The sequence below is a fragment of the Allobranchiibius huperziae genome (assembly GCF_013410455.1).
Taxonomy (GTDB): Bacteria; Actinomycetota; Actinomycetes; order Actinomycetales; family Dermatophilaceae; genus Allobranchiibius; species Allobranchiibius huperziae.
In genome coordinates, this window is the sequence record NZ_JACCFW010000001.1 from 1,234,707 (window position 1) to 1,250,794 (window position 16,088).

19 protein-coding genes and 1 tRNA gene are annotated in these 16,088 nt (G+C 69.5%); 11 read left to right on the top strand and 9 right to left on the bottom strand.

The features are described 5' to 3' along the window. The first annotated feature begins 35 nt into the window (after window positions 1–35). Window positions 36–1,319, top strand: a complete 1,284-nt coding sequence (locus HNR15_RS05870; RefSeq protein WP_179479890.1) for a glutamate-5-semialdehyde dehydrogenase — start codon at window positions 36–38, stop codon at window positions 1,317–1,319. Here HNR15_RS05870 and HNR15_RS05875 read toward each other — a convergent pair. Continuing rightward, the gene (locus HNR15_RS05875; protein ID WP_179479891.1) at window positions 1,316–2,332 is read right to left on the bottom strand and encodes a glycosyltransferase family 2 protein; all 1,017 of its coding nucleotides are present in this window, start codon (window positions 2,330–2,332) and stop codon (window positions 1,316–1,318) included. The two genes, HNR15_RS05870 and HNR15_RS05875, sit on opposite strands and share 4 nt — an antisense overlap. A gap of 62 nt (window positions 2,333–2,394) precedes the next feature. On the opposite strand from HNR15_RS05875, the gene HNR15_RS05880 reads away from it, so the two are divergent. The 6 genes from HNR15_RS05880 (at window position 2,395) to HNR15_RS05905 (ending at window position 4,867) form a co-directional block, all read left to right on the top strand. Beyond that, on the top strand, window positions 2,395–2,589 hold the full coding sequence (locus HNR15_RS05880; protein WP_179479892.1) for a hypothetical protein: 195 nt from the start codon (window positions 2,395–2,397) through the stop codon (window positions 2,587–2,589). 2 nt (window positions 2,590–2,591) lie between these two features. After that, window positions 2,592–3,194 (top strand): nicotinate-nucleotide adenylyltransferase, encoded by a 603-nt coding sequence (nadD, locus tag HNR15_RS05885; RefSeq protein ID WP_343048601.1) that lies wholly within the window; start codon window positions 2,592–2,594, stop codon window positions 3,192–3,194. Further along, complete coding sequence (rsfS, locus tag HNR15_RS05890) at window positions 3,195–3,551, top strand: ribosome silencing factor (protein WP_179479895.1); 357 nt, start codon at window positions 3,195–3,197, stop codon at window positions 3,549–3,551. It abuts the gene before it with no gap. Further along, the gene (locus tag HNR15_RS05895; protein ID WP_179479897.1) at window positions 3,548–4,210 is read left to right on the top strand and encodes a histidine phosphatase family protein; all 663 of its coding nucleotides are present in this window, start codon (window positions 3,548–3,550) and stop codon (window positions 4,208–4,210) included. The genes rsfS and HNR15_RS05895 overlap by 4 nt, the downstream gene beginning before the upstream one ends. Beyond that, entirely contained in the window at window positions 4,207–4,725 is a 519-nt protein-coding gene (locus HNR15_RS05900) for a DUF4442 domain-containing protein (protein WP_179479899.1), read from the top strand. Before HNR15_RS05895 ends, HNR15_RS05900 begins: the two co-directional genes overlap by 4 nt. Before the next feature lie 69 nt (window positions 4,726–4,794). After that, window positions 4,795–4,867: transfer RNA gene (locus HNR15_RS05905), tRNA-Ala, on the top strand. A 56-nt stretch (window positions 4,868–4,923) separates the two neighbouring features. Here HNR15_RS05905 and HNR15_RS05910 read toward each other — a convergent pair. Then, window positions 4,924–5,175: a DUF4242 domain-containing protein gene (locus tag HNR15_RS05910; protein ID WP_179479901.1), complete on the bottom strand. Its 252-nt coding sequence runs from the start codon at window positions 5,173–5,175 to the stop codon at window positions 4,924–4,926. A 108-nt stretch (window positions 5,176–5,283) separates the two neighbouring features. Further along, the gene (locus HNR15_RS05915; protein ID WP_179479903.1) at window positions 5,284–6,315 is read right to left on the bottom strand and encodes an aldo/keto reductase; all 1,032 of its coding nucleotides are present in this window, start codon (window positions 6,313–6,315) and stop codon (window positions 5,284–5,286) included. A gap of 112 nt (window positions 6,316–6,427) precedes the next feature. On the opposite strand from HNR15_RS05915, the gene HNR15_RS05920 reads away from it, so the two are divergent. Continuing rightward, the gene (locus tag HNR15_RS05920) at window positions 6,428–7,009 is read left to right on the top strand and encodes an SbtR family transcriptional regulator (protein WP_179479905.1); all 582 of its coding nucleotides are present in this window, start codon (window positions 6,428–6,430) and stop codon (window positions 7,007–7,009) included. A 15-nt stretch (window positions 7,010–7,024) separates the two neighbouring features. Here the strand turns inward: HNR15_RS05920 and HNR15_RS05925 are convergent, their stop codons facing one another. Beyond that, window positions 7,025–7,759, bottom strand: a complete 735-nt coding sequence (locus HNR15_RS05925) for an NADPH-dependent F420 reductase (protein WP_179479907.1) — start codon at window positions 7,757–7,759, stop codon at window positions 7,025–7,027. Window positions 7,760–7,812: 53 nt separating this feature from the next. On the opposite strand from HNR15_RS05925, the gene HNR15_RS05930 reads away from it, so the two are divergent. Continuing rightward, complete coding sequence (locus HNR15_RS05930) at window positions 7,813–8,154, top strand: ArsR/SmtB family transcription factor (RefSeq protein ID WP_179479910.1); 342 nt, start codon at window positions 7,813–7,815, stop codon at window positions 8,152–8,154. Window positions 8,155–8,217: 63 nt separating this feature from the next. Here the strand turns inward: HNR15_RS05930 and HNR15_RS05935 are convergent, their stop codons facing one another. Continuing rightward, window positions 8,218–9,360: an acyl-CoA dehydrogenase family protein gene (locus tag HNR15_RS05935; RefSeq protein ID WP_179479912.1), complete on the bottom strand. Its 1,143-nt coding sequence runs from the start codon at window positions 9,358–9,360 to the stop codon at window positions 8,218–8,220. 49 nt (window positions 9,361–9,409) lie between these two features. Then, complete coding sequence (locus tag HNR15_RS05940; RefSeq protein WP_179479914.1) at window positions 9,410–10,603, bottom strand: acyl-CoA dehydrogenase family protein; 1,194 nt, start codon at window positions 10,601–10,603, stop codon at window positions 9,410–9,412. A gap of 101 nt (window positions 10,604–10,704) precedes the next feature. Between HNR15_RS05940 and HNR15_RS05945 the strand changes: the two genes are divergently transcribed. After that, window positions 10,705–11,202 (top strand): DUF427 domain-containing protein, encoded by a 498-nt coding sequence (locus tag HNR15_RS05945; RefSeq protein ID WP_179479916.1) that lies wholly within the window; start codon window positions 10,705–10,707, stop codon window positions 11,200–11,202. After that, complete coding sequence (locus tag HNR15_RS05950; RefSeq protein WP_343048441.1) at window positions 11,199–11,573, top strand: GntR family transcriptional regulator; 375 nt, start codon at window positions 11,199–11,201, stop codon at window positions 11,571–11,573. Before HNR15_RS05945 ends, HNR15_RS05950 begins: the two co-directional genes overlap by 4 nt. A gap of 5 nt (window positions 11,574–11,578) precedes the next feature. Here HNR15_RS05950 and HNR15_RS05955 read toward each other — a convergent pair whose 3' ends face one another. The 3 genes from HNR15_RS05955 to aceB all read right to left on the bottom strand — a co-directional run bounded on the left by HNR15_RS05955 (window position 11,579) and on the right by aceB (window position 15,975). Then, window positions 11,579–12,832 carry an acyl-CoA dehydrogenase family protein gene (locus tag HNR15_RS05955; RefSeq protein WP_179479919.1) on the bottom strand — a complete coding sequence of 418 codons (1,254 nt, stop codon included), beginning with the start codon at window positions 12,830–12,832 and terminating at the stop codon, window positions 11,579–11,581. A 29-nt stretch (window positions 12,833–12,861) separates the two neighbouring features. Continuing rightward, window positions 12,862–14,190, bottom strand: coding sequence for an acyl-CoA dehydrogenase family protein (locus tag HNR15_RS05960; RefSeq protein WP_343048442.1), 1,329 nt, complete (start codon window positions 14,188–14,190; stop codon window positions 12,862–12,864). Between the two features lie 180 nt (window positions 14,191–14,370). Next, entirely contained in the window at window positions 14,371–15,975 is a 1,605-nt protein-coding gene (aceB, locus tag HNR15_RS05965) for a malate synthase A (RefSeq protein WP_179479922.1), read from the bottom strand. Between the last annotated feature and the right edge of the window lie 113 nt (window positions 15,976–16,088).

Genomic DNA, 16,088 nt, shown 5'->3' on the forward strand with positions numbered 1-16,088 from the left:
CCGTGGGGTGGACAGACCCGCCCTAGAATCGCGCCATGACGACCACGCACACGAGCACCGCGGACGCCCGCGTACGCGCCGCGGGGGAGCGCGCCCACGCGGCGAGCCGCCGGCTCGCGCTGCTGTCGCGAGCCGAGAAGGACGCGGCGCTCATGGCGCTGGCCGACGCGGTCGTGGCGGCGAGCGACGACATCGTGCGCGCCAACGCCTCCGACCTGCGCCGCGGTGCCGAGGCCGACATGCCCCAGAGCCTGCAGGACCGCCTGCGGCTGACCTCCGGACGGGTGGAGGCCATCGCGGCCGCCCTGCGTGACCTGGCCGGACTCGCCGACCCGGTCGGCGAGGTCGTCCGCGGCTCGACCCTGCCCAACGGTCTGCAGATCCGTCAGGTCCGGGTGCCGATGGGCGTCGTCGGGATGATCTACGAGGCCCGCCCCAACGTCACCGTCGATGCGGCCGGCCTCGGCCTGAAGAGCGGCAACGCGATGATCCTGCGCGGCGGCTCCGCGGCCGCCGACAGCAATGCCGTCCTGGTGGCGACGATGCGGCGCGCCCTGGAGGAACGCGACCTCCCGGCGGATGCGGTGCAGTTGCTCTCCGGCGGCCGCGACGAGGTCACCGCGCTGATCACAGCACGCGGGCTGGTCGATCTGGTCATCCCGCGTGGTGGCGCGGACCTGATCCGGACGGTGGTCCTCGGCGCGACGGTGCCGGTGATCGAGACGGGCATCGGCAACTGCCACGTGTACGTCGATGCCGGCGCCGACGCGGTGATGGCCCGCGACATCGCCTTCAACGCCAAGACCCAGCGGCCCAGCGTCTGCAACGCCGCCGAGTCGCTGCTCGTGCACCGCGACGCGGCGGGCGCTGTACTCCCAGGGCTCCTGGCGGACCTGCACGACGCGGGGGTGGTCCTGGACCTCGACGCGCGCGCTGCGGCGTACGCCGACCGGTCCGGCACGCCGTACCGCGCGGTGACCGAGCAGGCCTGGGCGGCGGAGTTCCACGGGCTGGAGATGAGTGTGGGAGTGCTCGACTCGCTCGAGGACGCGATCGCGCACATCGACCGCTACGGCACCGGTCACACCGAGGTCATCGTCACCGAGGACCGGGCGAGGGCCCGGCAGTTCGTCGCACAGGTGGACGCCGCGGTGGTCATGGTGAACGCGTCGAGCCGTTTCACCGACGGCGGGGAGTTCGGCTTCGGCGCCGAGATCGGCATCTCCACCCAGAAGCTGCACGCCCGCGGCCCGATGGCGCTGCAGGAGCTGACCAGCACCAAATGGGTCGTCGAGGGCGACGGACAGATCCGGCGCTAGAACTCCGCGGACGGGTGACGCGTCGCCGTCTCCGAGGGGAGCAGCGCCTCCCCGGACGTCGGCCCGGAGCGGCCGCCCTGGTCCGCGATGAGCGAGTCGTACGCGACGTAGTACGTCGGCCGGCCCTGCAGGCTCGCGTGGATGCGTCCGACGTACTCCCCGAGGATGCCCAGGCACAGCAGCTGCAGGCCGGCGAAACCGGCCACGATGACCACGGTCGAGGGCCACCCCGAGACGGCGTCACCCTCCAGCTTGCGGACCACGGCGAGCACCAGCATCGCGAAGGCGAGCACGAAGCCGCTCAACCCGAACCAGGTGGCGAAGCGCAGGGGGGCCTGGGAGAAGCCGGTGATGGAGTCGAGCGTCAATCGGAGCATCTTGCCGAGCGGGTACTTCGAGCTGCCCGCCGCGCGCTCGTCGCGCCGGTAGCCGACCGATGCGGAGGGGAAGCCCAGCGTCGGCACGACGAGGCGGATGACCCGGCCGTGGGAGGGCAGCGCGTTCACCGCGTCGACCGTGGCGCGCGACATCATCCGGAAGTCGCCGGCGTCCACGGGAGCATCGACACCGGAGATGCGGCGCATGGTGCGGTAGAAGAGTTTGGCGGTGCCGCGCTTGAAGGCGGTGTCGGTGCTGCGGTCGGTGCGCACGCCGTAGATGACGTCGACCCGTTCACGACGTCCTACGTCGAGCATCTCGGCGATGACCTCGGGCGGATCCTGCAGATCGGCATCGATGGTGACCATCCAGTCGCCCCGCGCGGCGACCAGCCCGGCCGAGATCGCCGCCTGGTGCCCGGAGTTGGTGCGTAGGCGCAGCACCCGCAGCTCCGGCCAGGTCCGCTTCATCCTCTGCAGCGTCGCGGCGGTGAGGTCACCAGACCCGTCGTCCACGGCGACCACCTCGTACGTCGCGCCGATCCGGTCGAGCACCGGCCGCAGCCTCTCGACGAACAGCGGGAGGACCGCCTCCTCATTGAACATCGGGACGACGACGGACAGCTCGACTCTCATGGCAGGGTCAGAGTATCCGGCGCGGCTGCGGGATTGCTGAGCTAACCGGCTACGCTGCGGCTATGAAATCCTCGCTCGTCTCCTTCGCGACGGACGACTCGGTGCCCGCGCTCAAAGAGCACGAACTGCCGATGGCGCACCTGGCCTACGGGGCCATCGCGTTCTGTGTCTTCCTGGCGCTCCTCGCGGTGCTGTGGTCCTTCCGCAACACCGCCGGCAAGCCGCGCTCGCAGGCCGGTCGGAAGATCGACCACTGACCATCCGGCTCGGGGTGATGGGCGGCACGTTCGACCCCATCCACCACGGCCACCTGGTCGCCGCCAGCGAGGTCCAGACCCTTCTCGGACTGGACGAGGTGGTCTTCGTGCCCACCGGTCAGCCCTGGCAGAAGGCCAACCAGCGGGTGACGCCTGCTGAGCACCGGTACCTCATGACGGTGATCGCGACAGCGTCCAACCCCAGGTTCAGTGTCAGCCGGGTCGACATCGACCGGGAGGGCCCGACGTACACCCTGGACACGCTGAAGGACCTGCAGCGCCAGCGCCCGGACGCCGAGCTCTTCTTCATCACCGGCGCCGACGCGTTGTCGCAGATCCTGTCCTGGCGCGGGGTCGATCAGATGTGGGACATGGCCCAGTTCATCGGGGTCACCCGGCCGGGGCACCTGCTCTCGGACGCGGGGCTTCCGCGGGAACGGGTGATCCTGAAGGAGATCCCGGCCATGGCCATCAGCTCCACCGACTGCCGGCGACGGGTCCAGTCGGGTCAACCCGTCTGGTACCTCGTGCCGGACGGCGTCGTGCAGTACATCGGGAAGTACAACCTCTACCGGCCAGGTGCCGGTGAGATCAGGGAGGACTGAGTGGCTGCCACGCAGCAGGCCGTCGATCTGGCTAAGGCCGCCGCCGCGGCCGCGGACGACAAACTTGCGACCTCGGTCATCGCGATCGACGTGAGCGACCAACTGGCCCTCACCGACGTCTTCGTCGTGGCCGCGGCCGGGAACGAACGGCAGATCGCCGCCATCGTCGACGGAGTGCTCGAACGCCTGCACACCCTCGGCGTCAAGCCGATCCGGCGTGAGGGTCAGCGCGAGGACCGCTGGGTGCTGCTGGACTTCGGCGACATCGTCGTGCACGTGCAGCACGAGGAGGAGCGCGACTTCTACGCGCTCGACCGACTGTGGCGTGACTGTCCGGTGATCGAGCTCGGGGCATGAGCACCACCGCCGGTGGGGAGTCCACGGACTCCCGGGCGGCGGAGGCGGTCCCACCCCGCCGCATCATCGTGCTGCGGCACGGGCAGACCACCTTCAACGCCGCCGGCATCTGGCAGGGACGGCTGGATGCGCCGCTGTCCGACCTCGGCCGGCAGCAGGCGCAGGAGGCAGCGGCAGCGCTCACGGCGTACGGCATCGACGTGATCTACACCTCCGACCTCTCGCGGGCCCTCGACACCGCTCGGGCCCTCGGCGCGGCCGTCGGGATCGACCCGGTCTGCGACGCGCGGCTGCGCGAGATCGATGTCGGGGAGTGGGCCGGCATGACGACCACCGAGGTCACCGAGCAGTTCCCCGACGAGCAGGCGGCCATCACGGCCGGTGACGACCTGCGACGCGGCCGCACCGGCGAGTCGGTCGCCCACGTGGCGACGCGTGTCGACGCCTTCATCGAGGATGTCGTCTCGACGCTCCCACCCGGCGCGACCATGGCCGTCGTCTCGCACGGTGTCACCGGCCGCGCGCTGGCCGCGCAGCTGGTCGGCATGCAGCAGGGCGTCGCGTGGCACTGCCTGGGCGGCCTGTTCAACTGCCACTGGGCGCAACTCGTCGAGCACCGCTCCGGGTGGCGCATCGAAGGCTGGAACGCCGACCGATGAGCGATCAGCCGACGAAGTCGCGCAGACACTTCACCCCGCAACGGCTGAACCGGCTGCTCAACCTGTGGCCGCCGATGCTCGGCGCGGGGATCCGGGTGCAGGAGATCAACGACGATTGGACCCGGGCGCGGGTCAAGCTCGTGCTCACCCGGATCAACCGCAACCAGCACGGGACGGCCTTCGGCGGCTCCATCGGCGCGATGACCGACGCGTTCTACGCGCTGCTGCTCATGCACCAGCTCGGCAAGGACTACAAGGTCTGGGACCAGGCCGCGCAGCTGGAGTACGTCTCACCGGGCACCGGGACGGTCTACGGAGTGTTCGAGGTGCCGACCTCGGTCGCCGCACAGATCCGTGAGCGCTGTGACGCGGGGGAGAAGGTGCTGCACTGGTTCGAGGTCGACCTGACCCTCGCCGACGGCACCGTCGTCGCCCGTGCGCGCCGTCAGGTCTACGCGCGCAAGAAGCGCGAGGCGATGGAGCGGGACACGCCAGAAGGGGTTGGATCGGCTTGATACGACGCCGATTTGGCTCGCGCTGAGGCGCCGGATAGAGTGTGCCGGTCGTCCACCGCGGTGGACCACGGGGCTGTGGCGCAGTTGGTAGCGCACTTCCATGGCATGGAAGGGGTCAGGGGTTCGAATCCCCTCAGCTCCACTTCACACACGAGAAGTCCCGGACCACGTGGTCCGGGACTTCTCTCGTGCGGGAGGCTATTCGCCCTCGTGCACCTCGTACACGTCGTCGGCGACCAGGCCATGAGCCTCGCGGTGCACCGTCGATGCGGCCTCCGCCGACGGCGCGTCGACGAGGCAGAAGATCTTGCCCTGCTTCTCATCGACCCAGTAGCGCAGGTACTTCACGTCGTGCTCGTCCTGGGCCGCGAGGTCGGCGGCGTGGGCCTTCGCCACGTCCTCGACGCTCACGCCGCCGTCGATCGAGTGGACATCCATGAATCGAGGCATCGGTGACTCCTTGAGATGGTTCCGGAGCATCCAACGTACGACGGCGTGGCGCACCATCGACCCCTCCATCAGCACAGGTCCGGCCAGGCGGTGGTCAGTGACCTGCACTCAGGCGGCGGTGCGTTCCTCGATGGGGCGTCGGCGCAGCCTCGGGTCCACGAGGGCAGGTGGGTTGAAGCTCATCTGCAGGTGGCCGACATCGGTGCCGGGCGGGACGATCTCGTCGATGCGGTCGAGGATGTCGTCGCCCAGCCCGATCTCGGCGCCGGCGAGGGAGTCATCCAAGTGCTCGATCGTGCGTGGTCCGAGCAGGGCGGACGTCACGCCCGGGTGGGCGATCGCGAACGCCATCGCCAAATGCGTCAGCGACATACCGAATTCGTCGGCGAGCGGGATGAGCCGCTCGACGATGTCGATGCGCCGCTCGTCGCGGAGGTGCGCGTAGTAGGTGCCGCTGCGGGTGAGCTCAGATTCTCGGCCCTTGCGAACGCGGCCGGTCAGTAATCCCTGCGCAAGAGGGCTGTAGACGATGGTGCCGATGCCGTAACGGCCCGCGACCGGAAGGACGTCGCGCTCGACCGCCCGGTTCAGGATCGAGTACGTCGGTTGTTCGCTGCGAAACCGTTGCAATCCCCGGCGTTCGGAGATCCACTGCGCTTCGACGATCTCGGCGGCAGGGAACTTGGACGTGCCGATCGCGCGTACCTTCCCGGCCTGCACAAGGTCCGTGAGCGCGGCCAGCGTCTCCTCGAGGTCGGACGCGGCGTCGAGGTAGTGGTACTGGTAGAGGTCGATGTAGTCGGTCTGCAGTCTGCGCAGCGAGTTCTCGACGGCGGCAAGGATCCAGCGGCGCGACCCGCCTCGGCGGTTCGGGTCGTCCCCGCCCATGGGGTTGGAGAATTTGGTGGCGAGCACGACGTTGTCGCGCCGCGCCTTGATCGCCTTACCGACGATCTCCTCGGACTCACCGAGGGAGTACACGTCGGCTGTATCGATGAGGTTGATGCCGGCATCGAGGGCAGCGTGGACGATTCGGATCGAGTCGTCATGGTCGGCGTTGCTCATCGCGCCGAAGTTCATGGCGCCAAGGGCGTACGGGCTGACCTTGATACCGGTCCTTCCGAGTGAGCGGTAATGCATGGCCCATCTCCTTCCGGCACCGTAAAGTGCTAGAGACAACCTAAATGGGACATCGTCCCGGATAGGATCCGAACATACGGGACAATGTCCCGTTTACGCAAGGAGTTCACCCGTGCCGCGTGCCGATGCGCAGCGAAACGCCGATGCATTGCTCGCTGCCGCCGAGGAGGAGTTCGCCTCCCACGGCGTCGATGTCAACGTACGCGCCATCGCCGCTCGAGCCGGCGTGGGTACGGCCACCCTGTACCGGCACTACCCGCGGCGCTCGGACCTGATCAGTGCGGTGTTCCAGCGCGAGGTGGACGTCTGCGTGAGCCAGGCGTCGCACCTTGCCGCGGCACACGACCCGGGTACGGCGGTCAGGCTCTGGATCGAGCACTACGCGCGGTTCATCGTGACCAAGCCCGGCCTTGCGGCCGCCCTGCATTTCGGCGACCCCGCCTTTCGGGAGCTGTCCGGGTACTTCCAGCGTCACCTCGGCCCGGTCCTGCAGATCCTCCTCGACGCGGCCGCTGCGGCCGGGGCCATTCGAGATGGTGTCGACCCACTGGACCTGCTGGGCGCGGTTGCGAAGCTCTGCATCCCGCCCATCGGCACACACGACGACTCCCGCTCGGAGCGGATGGTCGCCATGCTCCTGGACGGCCTGCAATGCAGGGCAAACCCGGATCGGGCTCGGGGCCCTGCAACCTGAACCTCGCTCGCAGTCCTATCGAGGGTCTGAGTAGCTGCCGGGGCTGTCCGGGGTCGCGGTGAAGGCCTCCGGGCGCTCGCGGGGCGCGTCGGCGAGGGCGGCGCGGACGCCGGCGACGTCGAGGTCGGTCGTGTAGACCGGGGTGCCCGGCTGCTGGCGCCACGAGTCGGCGATCGTGCCCGCGTCGACCGGGTCGAAACCGAGGGCGTCGACCAGTTCGTGCACGACCTTCTTGGCGTCCGCGTCGTCACCCGCGATCGGCAGAGCGATGCGCCCGTCGGCGCCCTGCGGCTGGCCCTTGTCCTGCAGGTGCGCGGCGAAGATGTTGTTGAACGCCTTGATCACCTGGTGCCCGATCCGGTCCTGCACCCAGGCGCTCTCGACCGCCCCGTCCTCGATCGCGGCGATGCGCCCGTCGCGTTCGCGCGGGTAGTAGTTGCCGGTGTCGACGACCACGACGTCCGCCGGGACGTCGGCGAAGAGGCCGGCGGGCAGCGACTCGACCTTGGCCTGGGGGATGGTGACGACGATCAGGTCCTTGTCCCGTACGGCGTCCTGCACGGTGACGGCGCTCGCGCCGGTCTCCGAGGCCAGCTCCTGCAGCGTCTGCGGTCCGCGCGAGTTCGCGACCTGCACGTCGTGCCCGAGGGGCACGAGCCCGCGCACGAGGGCCCCGCCGATGTTGCCGGCTCCGATGATCCCGATCCGCATGATGCGACCTTCCGTAGATGTTCGGTGTGCTGCGAACATAGCACCGCCGTCAGGAACAGTCGACGGTCGTCGAACATGAGATGCTGAGGCGCATGGCGAGCAGGAGATCCGGGCCCCTCACGCACCCCGACCAGCAGGACATCGACCTGTCGCGGGTGATGGCGGCGTTGAGCGACCCCGTGCGGCTGGGCATCGTCTCGGCGCTGGACGGCATCGACCGCGGGGTGCCCTGCTGCTCGCTGGAACTGCCCGTCGGCAAGTCGACCGCCAGCCACCACTTCCGCGTGCTGCGTGAGGCCGGCGTGCTCCTGCAGTCCGACGAGGGCACCCGCAGGATGAACCAGGTACGCCGCGCCGATCTGGACGCCCGCTTCCCCGGACTGCTCGACCTGGCGCTCGCGCACGGCCGGGAGGCGCCGGTGCAGGTGCGCTGAAAACGCCTCGGGCACACAGCGATCGCTGTGTGCCCGAGGCGTCGTCGATGTGCTCTGCCGAGGTCAGCTCCGCACGACGGTCGGCGCGGTGAGCGGCGAACCGGACTTCAGGACCCGCCGGCGGGCGGCGGCGACCCCGCCGTACGACTGCTCGATGGAGGTCAGGCGTGCCGCGTAATGGCTGATCGGGGTCTCGAAGGTCATCCCGATACCGCCGTGCAACTGCACGACCTCCTCGGCGACCACACGGGCGGCCTGGGCGATGTAGACGAACGCGTCATCCGCCGTGGCGTCCACATCGGTGTCGTCGGTCTGCGCGTCCCGCTCGAGGCTGGCGGTCGCCCACAGCGCGACCGAGCGGGCGAGTTCCACCTCGGCGTAGAGGTCGGCGGCGCGGTGCACCAGGGCCTGGAACGTCGACAGCGTCACGCCGAACTGCTTGCGCGACTTCAGGTAGTCGACCGTCACCTTGCTCGCGCGGTCCATCAGGCCCACGGCCTCGGCGAGCACCGCGATGCGGGCGCGGGCGACGGCGGCGTCGAAGGCGCGGCGACCCTGATCACCGGCGGAGCCCAGGAGAGTGGCGGGCGTCCCCTCGAAGGTGACCCGTGAGACCCGGGTCCAATCGGCGGTGCGGCCGTCCGTGCGGGTGATCCCCTCGGCGTCGCCGTTCACCAGGTAGACACCGAAGCCGGCGTCACCGGATGCGGTCACGAGCAGCCACTTGGCCTGATCGGCGTGTGCGACAGCGGTCTTCGTGCCCGACAGGGTGACCTTGCTACCATCGCCGGTCGCGGTGGTGGCGGGTGCGGCGTCCCAGACGCGGCCGGGCTCGGAGTGCGCGACGGCGGCGATCGCCTCGCCGGCGGCCAGCGCGCTCAGGACCTCGTCCGGCGCGGAGCCGCTCGCGGACAGCAGCCACGACGGCAGGTAGACGCCGTCGAGGAAGGGCTCGATGGCGGCGTTCTGGCCGAGCGCGTAGAGCGCGGCGTAGACCTCGCCCGCGCCGGCGTCCAGGCCGTCGTGCTCCTCGTCGATGGTGAGCGCGCTCGCGCCGATCTCCGCCAGGGTCGAGAAGAGCTTCTCGTCCCAGCCGACATCGCTGGCCGCGGCCTTGCCGCGGAACTCGGCGGTGTACTTACGTGCCAGGGCGTCGTCGATGCTCTCGGCGAAGGCTTCCTGGTCTTCGTTCAGTGTCAGGTCCATCAGATGCTCTCGTTCGTCGTGTCGAAGGGGTCTGCCGGCGTCCTGCGGGTCACAGACCCAGGACCGCCTTGGCGATGACGCCACGCTGGATCTCGTTGGAACCACCGAAGATCGACAGCTTGCGCATGTTGAGGTACTGCAGGGCGGCCGTGCTCGCGGCGTGCTCGCTGCTCAGGCCGACCGGTGTGCCGTCGGTGCCCTCGGTGTCCCCGACGAGCACGGAGTCGGTGCCGCCGGCATCCAGTCGCAGCGCGGTGAGGCTCTGCAGCAGTCGGGTGCCCTCGAGCTTCAGCAGGGAGGACGCCGGGTCCGGCTTGCCGTCGGCCGAGGCGCCCGCGACCCGCAGCTGGGTCGCCTCCAGAGCGAGCAGCCGCATCTTGGCGGTGTGCAGCCGGGAACGGAAGTCCGGGTCGTCGGCGAGGGTGCCCTCTTCGACGTCGGTCTCCTTGGCGGCGTCGACCAGCTCGGCGAAGACCCGCTGGCTCGTGCCCACCTGGGCGATGCCGTTGCGCTCGTTGCCGAGCAGGAACTTGGCGTAGGTCCAGCCCTTGTTCTCCTCGCCCACCAGGTTGGAGACCGGCACGCGGACGTCGTCGAAGAAGAACTCGTTGACCTCGACGCTGCCGTCGATCAGCTTGATCGGGCGGCGCTCGATGCCCGGGGTCTTCATGTCGACCAGGATGAAGGAGATGCCCTGCTGCTTGCGCTCGGCACCGGGGTTGGTGCGGGCGAGCAGGAACATCCAGTCGCCGTACTGGCCCAGCGTGGTCCAGGTCTTCTGGCCGTTGATGACGTACTCGTCACCGTCGCGGATCGCGGTGGTCTTGAGGCCGGCGAGGTCCGAGCCGGCTTCCGGCTCCGAGAAGCCCTGTGACCACCAGATGTCCAGGTTGGCCGTGGCCGGGAGGAACTTCTCCTTCTGCTCCTGGCTTCCGAACTCGGCGATGATCGGCCCGACCATGCTCACGTTGAAGGCCAGGGGAGTGGGCACCGCGGCCCGCTGAAGTTCGGAGGCGTAGATGTTCTGCTGCGTCGCGGTCCACTTCTTGCCACCCCACTGGGTCGGCCAGTGCGGCACGGCCAGCCCGTGCTCGTGCAGGATCCGCTGGCTCGCCACGATGTCCTCGCGGCTGATCTGCCCCCGCACCACCCGTTCGCGGATCTCGGCCGGCACCTTCTCGTAGAAGACGGTGCGCAGTTCGTCGCGGAACCGCTGCTCCTCGGGCGTGTATTCCAGATCCATCGGGGTCCTTCCAGGGTTGGTCCGGCGTGGCGATCTCTCCAGGCAGCATCTCACTTCCCGTACGCGCCGGTAGCATCACCCGGGGCAGGACGGAGCGTCGGATGAGCACAGCACGCAGGATCGCGCCGGATCCCGGCCAGGAGTCGGTGTGGGACTACCCGCGCCCGCCCCGGGTCGAGGACACCGCGGAGCTGGTCGAGGTGGACCTGGGAGGGCGCACGGTCGCGAGCAGTCGCGGCGCCGTACGGGTGCTGGAGACGAGTCACCCGCCGACCTACTACCTGCCGGTCGCCGATTTCGCCGAGGGGGCGTTGCGCCCGACCGCGGGATCCTCCTACTGCGAGTTCAAGGGCGTCGCTGCGTACTTCGACGTGGTGGGCGGTTCGGCGACGGCGCGGAAGGCGGCGTGGACCTATCCGGAGCCCAGCCCCGGGTTCGAGCGACTGCGCGGCTACATCGCCGTCATGCCGGGCCTGGTCGAGGAGTGCCGGGTGGACGGCGAGCGGGTCCAGCCACAGGCCGGGGGTTTCTACGGCGGGTGGATCACGGGGCGTGTGGTGGGCCCGTTCAAAGGTGAACCGGGGACGCTCGGGTGGTGAGCGCGCCACTGCGGATCGACCCGGACGACGCGACGCCTCCGTACGAACAGATCTGCCGGCAGATCGCGGCCGGGTCCAATGACGGCTCGCTCGCGGTCGGCACCAAGCTGCCGACCGTGCGAGGGCTCGCCGAGCAGCTCGGCGTCGCGCCGGGCACCGTCGCGAAGGCCTACACCCGGTTGGAGCAGTCCGGTCTCATCGAGACCCGCGGCCGGGCCGGCACCTTCGTGAGTTCGTCCGGTGACCGTTCGCAGGCCGAGGCGGCCGCGGCCGCTGCCGATTTCGCACAGCGGACGCGCCACCTCGGCCTCGACGAGGAATCGCTGATCTCGGTCGTACGCGCGGCCGTCACCAACGTGCGCTCGCGCTGAGGGCGTTACTTCAACTGGCTGGAGGACAGGCCGAGCAGCCGGCGGGCCACGATCAGCAGCTGGATCTGCTGGGTGCCCTCGAAGATGTCCAGGATCTTGGAGTCGCGGGCCCACTTCTCCAGCAGCTCGGTCTCGGCGTACCCGCTCGCGCCCGCCAGCTCGACGCACGCGAGTGAGACGTTGACGCAGGTGCGCCCGGCCTTGGCCTTGGCCATCGACGCCTGCATCGAGTTGGGCTTGCCGTTGTCGGCCATCCACGCGGCGCGCAGCGCCAGCAGGTACGCCGCCTCGTAGTCGGCCTCCATCTGGATCAGCCGGGTCGCGGCGTACGGCTGGGTCGTGAGCGGTGCGTCGACGTCGGGGACGACGCCCTCCTTCGCCAGCAGCTCGGTCGTCAGGTCCAGGCATGCCCGGGTGAGGCCGCACGCCATCGCGGCCACCAGCGGACGGGTGTTGTCGAAGGTCTGCATGACCCCGCCGAAGCCAGCTTCGGTACGGATCTCCGGATCTCCCAGCAGGTCGCGGGCGGGCACCCGGCAGTCCTGCAGCAGGAACGCTGCCGTGTCCGAGGCGCGGATACCGAGCTTGTGCTCCAGCCGCACGAGCTGCATACCGGGATTGCTGGTCTCGACCACGAACGACTTGATGGCCTGCTTGCCGAGCGACCGGTCGAGCGTCGCCCACACCACGACCAGGTCCGCACGCGAACCCGCCGTGACATAGATCTTCTCGCCGTTGAGGATGTAGTCGTCGCCGTCCTTGACGGCGGTGGTGCGAATCGCGCCGGAGTCCGAACCGGCCTCCGGCTCGGTGATGGCCATCGCGGCCCACCGGTTGCCGTAACGCTCCTTCTGCTCGTCACTGGCGACGGCGGCGATCGCAGCGTTGCCCAGACCCTGGCGAGGAATGGACAGGGTCAGACCGACGTCGCCGCGACAGGTCTGCATGATCGACAGCACCGAGGACAGGTTGGCGCCGTTCTTGTTGGGCTTGCCCAAGCGGTCGTTGCGACCGGACCCGACGCCCGCCGGGGCGGTGCCGGGATCCTTGACCTGCGCCGATCCGCTGGCGCCCGCGCCCTGGGTGGCGCCGGAGTCGGACATCCCGTCCAGCACCGCGGACAGCAGGTCGAGTTCGGTCGGGTACTCGTGCTCGGCCAGGTCGTACTTGCGGCTGATCGGTCGGAACATGTCGTCGGCCAGCGATGCCGCCTGGGTGAGCAGCGGGCGGAACTTCTTCGGGACTTCCAGATCAATCATGTCGAATTCCTGTCGTCGGTCGGGCCGGCTCAGACCAGCAGGGTGCCCTCGAGCACCCCGGCGCCGCGCAGGTCGCGGTACCAGCGTTCGTTGTCGTACTCCTTGACGAATCCGTGTCCGCCGAGCAGTTGCACGCCGTCGGAGCCGACCCGGGTCAGGTAGGTGGAGGTGAGGCTGCGCGCGTGTGCGACGGACGCGCCCGCGTCACGCCCCGCGTCGAGCTGCGCCGCTGCCCGCCACACGACCAGCCGCAGCGCGTCGACCTCGATCGCGGCGTCGGCCACCGTGAAGGCCACGGCCTGACGCTGGGCGATCGGCTCGCCGAAGGCGGTGCGTTCGACGGTGTACGTCGTGAGGTGGTCGACCACGGCCTGCCCGGTGCCCACCGCGGCTGCGGCCCAGGCCAGCCGGGCCCGGCGCACGGCGTCGAGCACGTCGGCGGACGTGCCGAGCACGTTGCCCGCCGGGACGCGTACGCCATCCAGGTGCAGTCGGCCGGTGGCCGCCGCGCGCAGCCCCATGGCCGGGTCGTCGGTGGTGGTGAGGCCGGCGGTGCCGGGCTGCACCACGATCAGCCGGGGTTCGTCGTCGAGCAGCGCCGACACGACGAAGAGGTCCGCGCTCGCCGCGGCGACCACCAGCGACTTCTGTCCATCGATCACCACGTCGTCGCCATCGGTGCGGGCGAGCGTCCGGGGCTTCAGCGGGTCGAACAGCGGCTGCGGTTCGGTCATGGCCAGGGCGCCGGTCGCGGGATCGTCCTCATCGGTGAACGGCGGCAGGAAGGTCGCCTGCTGGGCCGAGTCCCCGTAATTCACAAGGGCGTTGGCGACGGCGGCCGAGGACATGATGGCGACTGCCAGCCCCATGTCGCCACGGGCAAGCTCTTCGATGACCAGAGCGCTGGTGACCGCTGACGCCTCTTCGGCGACGCCGCCCAGATCGGTCGGGACACCGACGAGCGTGAGACCCATCGACGCCGCCTGTCGGCGGACCTCGTCCGGCATCGCGCGGTCGGTGTCGGCCTGCCCACCGGCCGGTCGGATGACCTCGTCGGCCAACTCGCGAGCGGCCTCCTGGATCATCGCCTGGTCCTCGGACGGCGTGAGGTCGAACTCGCGGCGTGCCGTGCTGCGCTCGGGGCGGGTGGCGGACCCGGACCCGCTCTTGCGGGCGAAGGCCTTGCCGGCGGCGGTCTGGGCCTTGAAGCCCTGCTGCGCGCTCTTGTAAAGGATGCGCTCGACCTTCGAGCGCAGGACGGGGTTCTTCATGGCCTCGAGGCCGCCGGCACGGGCGATCAGGCGCAACCCGAACGCCTGGCCCTTGTCGGCTAGGCTCGGTTTGGAGTGCGTACTCACGGCGCGACGCTCCTTCGGGACGAGATGTCGTTAGTTTCCGGTCAGTAAAGTTAGCCTACTCGATAACTGGTACGCGCGGTACCGGTAACACGCGACACGGCCCTTTCGGTCGGTACGCAAACGCGAGACCGCCCGACCGGGTGGCGGTCGGGCGGTCTCGCGAGAGTTGTGCGGGCGGTGTCAGGCCATCCGCTCGTACGCGGGCAGGGTCAGGAAGTCGGCGTACTCATCGGCCACCGCGACCTGCAGGAAGGTCTCTTTGGCGTCCTCGTAGTCGGCCGGCTCGCCGGGCAGGTCCGCGATGACCTCGTCGGCCAGCTGCAGCACCCACTCCCGCGTGATGAGCGTGCCCGTGTCGGCCGTCGTGACGTCGTTCTGGATCTGCTGCCAGATCTGCGAGCGGGAGATCTCGGCGGTCGCGGCGTCCTCCATCAGGTTGTGGATGGCCACGGCGCCGCGGCCGGTCAGCCAGCTGCGCAGGTACTGCAGGGCGATGTCGATGTTGGCGCGCAGCCCGGCCTCGGTGACGTCACCGGGCGTGGAGCGCACGTCCAGCAGCGCGGCGGCATCGACGTGCACGTCGTCGCGGGTCTTCTCCAGCTGGTTCGGCTTGCCGCCGAGCATCTCCTCGAAGACCTCGAAGCACGTCTTGACCATAGCGGGGTGGGCCACCCACGACCCGTCGAAGCCGTCGTTCGCCTCGCGCGTCTTGTCGGCGGTGACCTTCTCGTACGCCGCGGCGTTGGTCTGCTCGTCCTTGGTCGGGATCTGAGCGGCCATCCCGCCCATGGCGGACGCGCCGCGCTTGTGGCAGGTGCGCACGAGCAGCTCGGTGTACGCCCGCATGAACGGCACCGTCATCGTCACGGTGTTGCGGTCGGGGACGATGTAGTCCGCGCCGCGGGTGCGGTAGGTCTTGATGACCGAGAAGAGGTAGTCCCAGCGGCCGGCGTTGAGCCCCGAGGAGTGGTCGCGCAGCTCGTAGAGGATCTCCTCCATCTCGAATGCCGCGGGCAGCGTCTCGATCAGGCAGGTCGCCCGGATCGTGCCCTGGGGGATGCCGAGGAAGTCCTGGCCGAGCACGAAGGCGCGGTTCCAGAGCCGGGCCTCCTTGTGGCTCTCCATCTTGGGCAGATAGAAGTACGGTCCGTGGCCGCGGTCGATCTGCTTCTGACCGCAGGCGGTGAGGTAGAGCGCGAAGTCGACGAGGGAGCCCGAGGTCTGCTCACCGTCCACCAGGATGTGCTTCTCCGGCAGGTGCCAGCCGCGCGGCCGCACGATGATCGTCGGCTGCTGCTCGAACGGCGCGACCTTGTACTCCTTGCCCTCGGCGCTGGTGAAGTCGAGCGTGCCGTCGATGGAGTCCATCAGGTTGAGCGGACCCTGCACGACGTTGCCCCACATCGGGGTGTTGGCGTCCTCCTGGTCTGCGAGCCAGGCGCGGGCGCCGGAGTTGAGGGCGTTGATCGTCATCTTGGCGTCGGTCGGGCCGGTCATCTCCACCCGGCGGTCCTCCAGGCCCGGCGCCAGCGGCGCCACCTTCCAGCTGTCGTCCTCGCGCACTGCGCGGGTCTCCTCGAGGAAGTCCAGGTCGGTCCCATCGGCCACCTGCTTGATGCGGGCCGCTCGCGCCTGCAGCGCGGTGAGGCGGTCGGCGTTCAACTCACGGTGCAGGCGGGCGATGAGTTCCAGCGCCTTCGGCGACAGGATGACTTCATAGCGCTCCTGCAGAGGTCCCGTCACCTGCACGCCGTCGGGCAGCTGAAGAGTGGGTGCGTCGGACATCGATCCTCCTGAGAAGGCACGGAATCGGCGCGCTGGAGCGCCGCGGGCGTTGATCCGTCGATGTTACCAGCCGGTAACATCGACGCAGCCCTTCTGGGACAGTCTGCCCGACA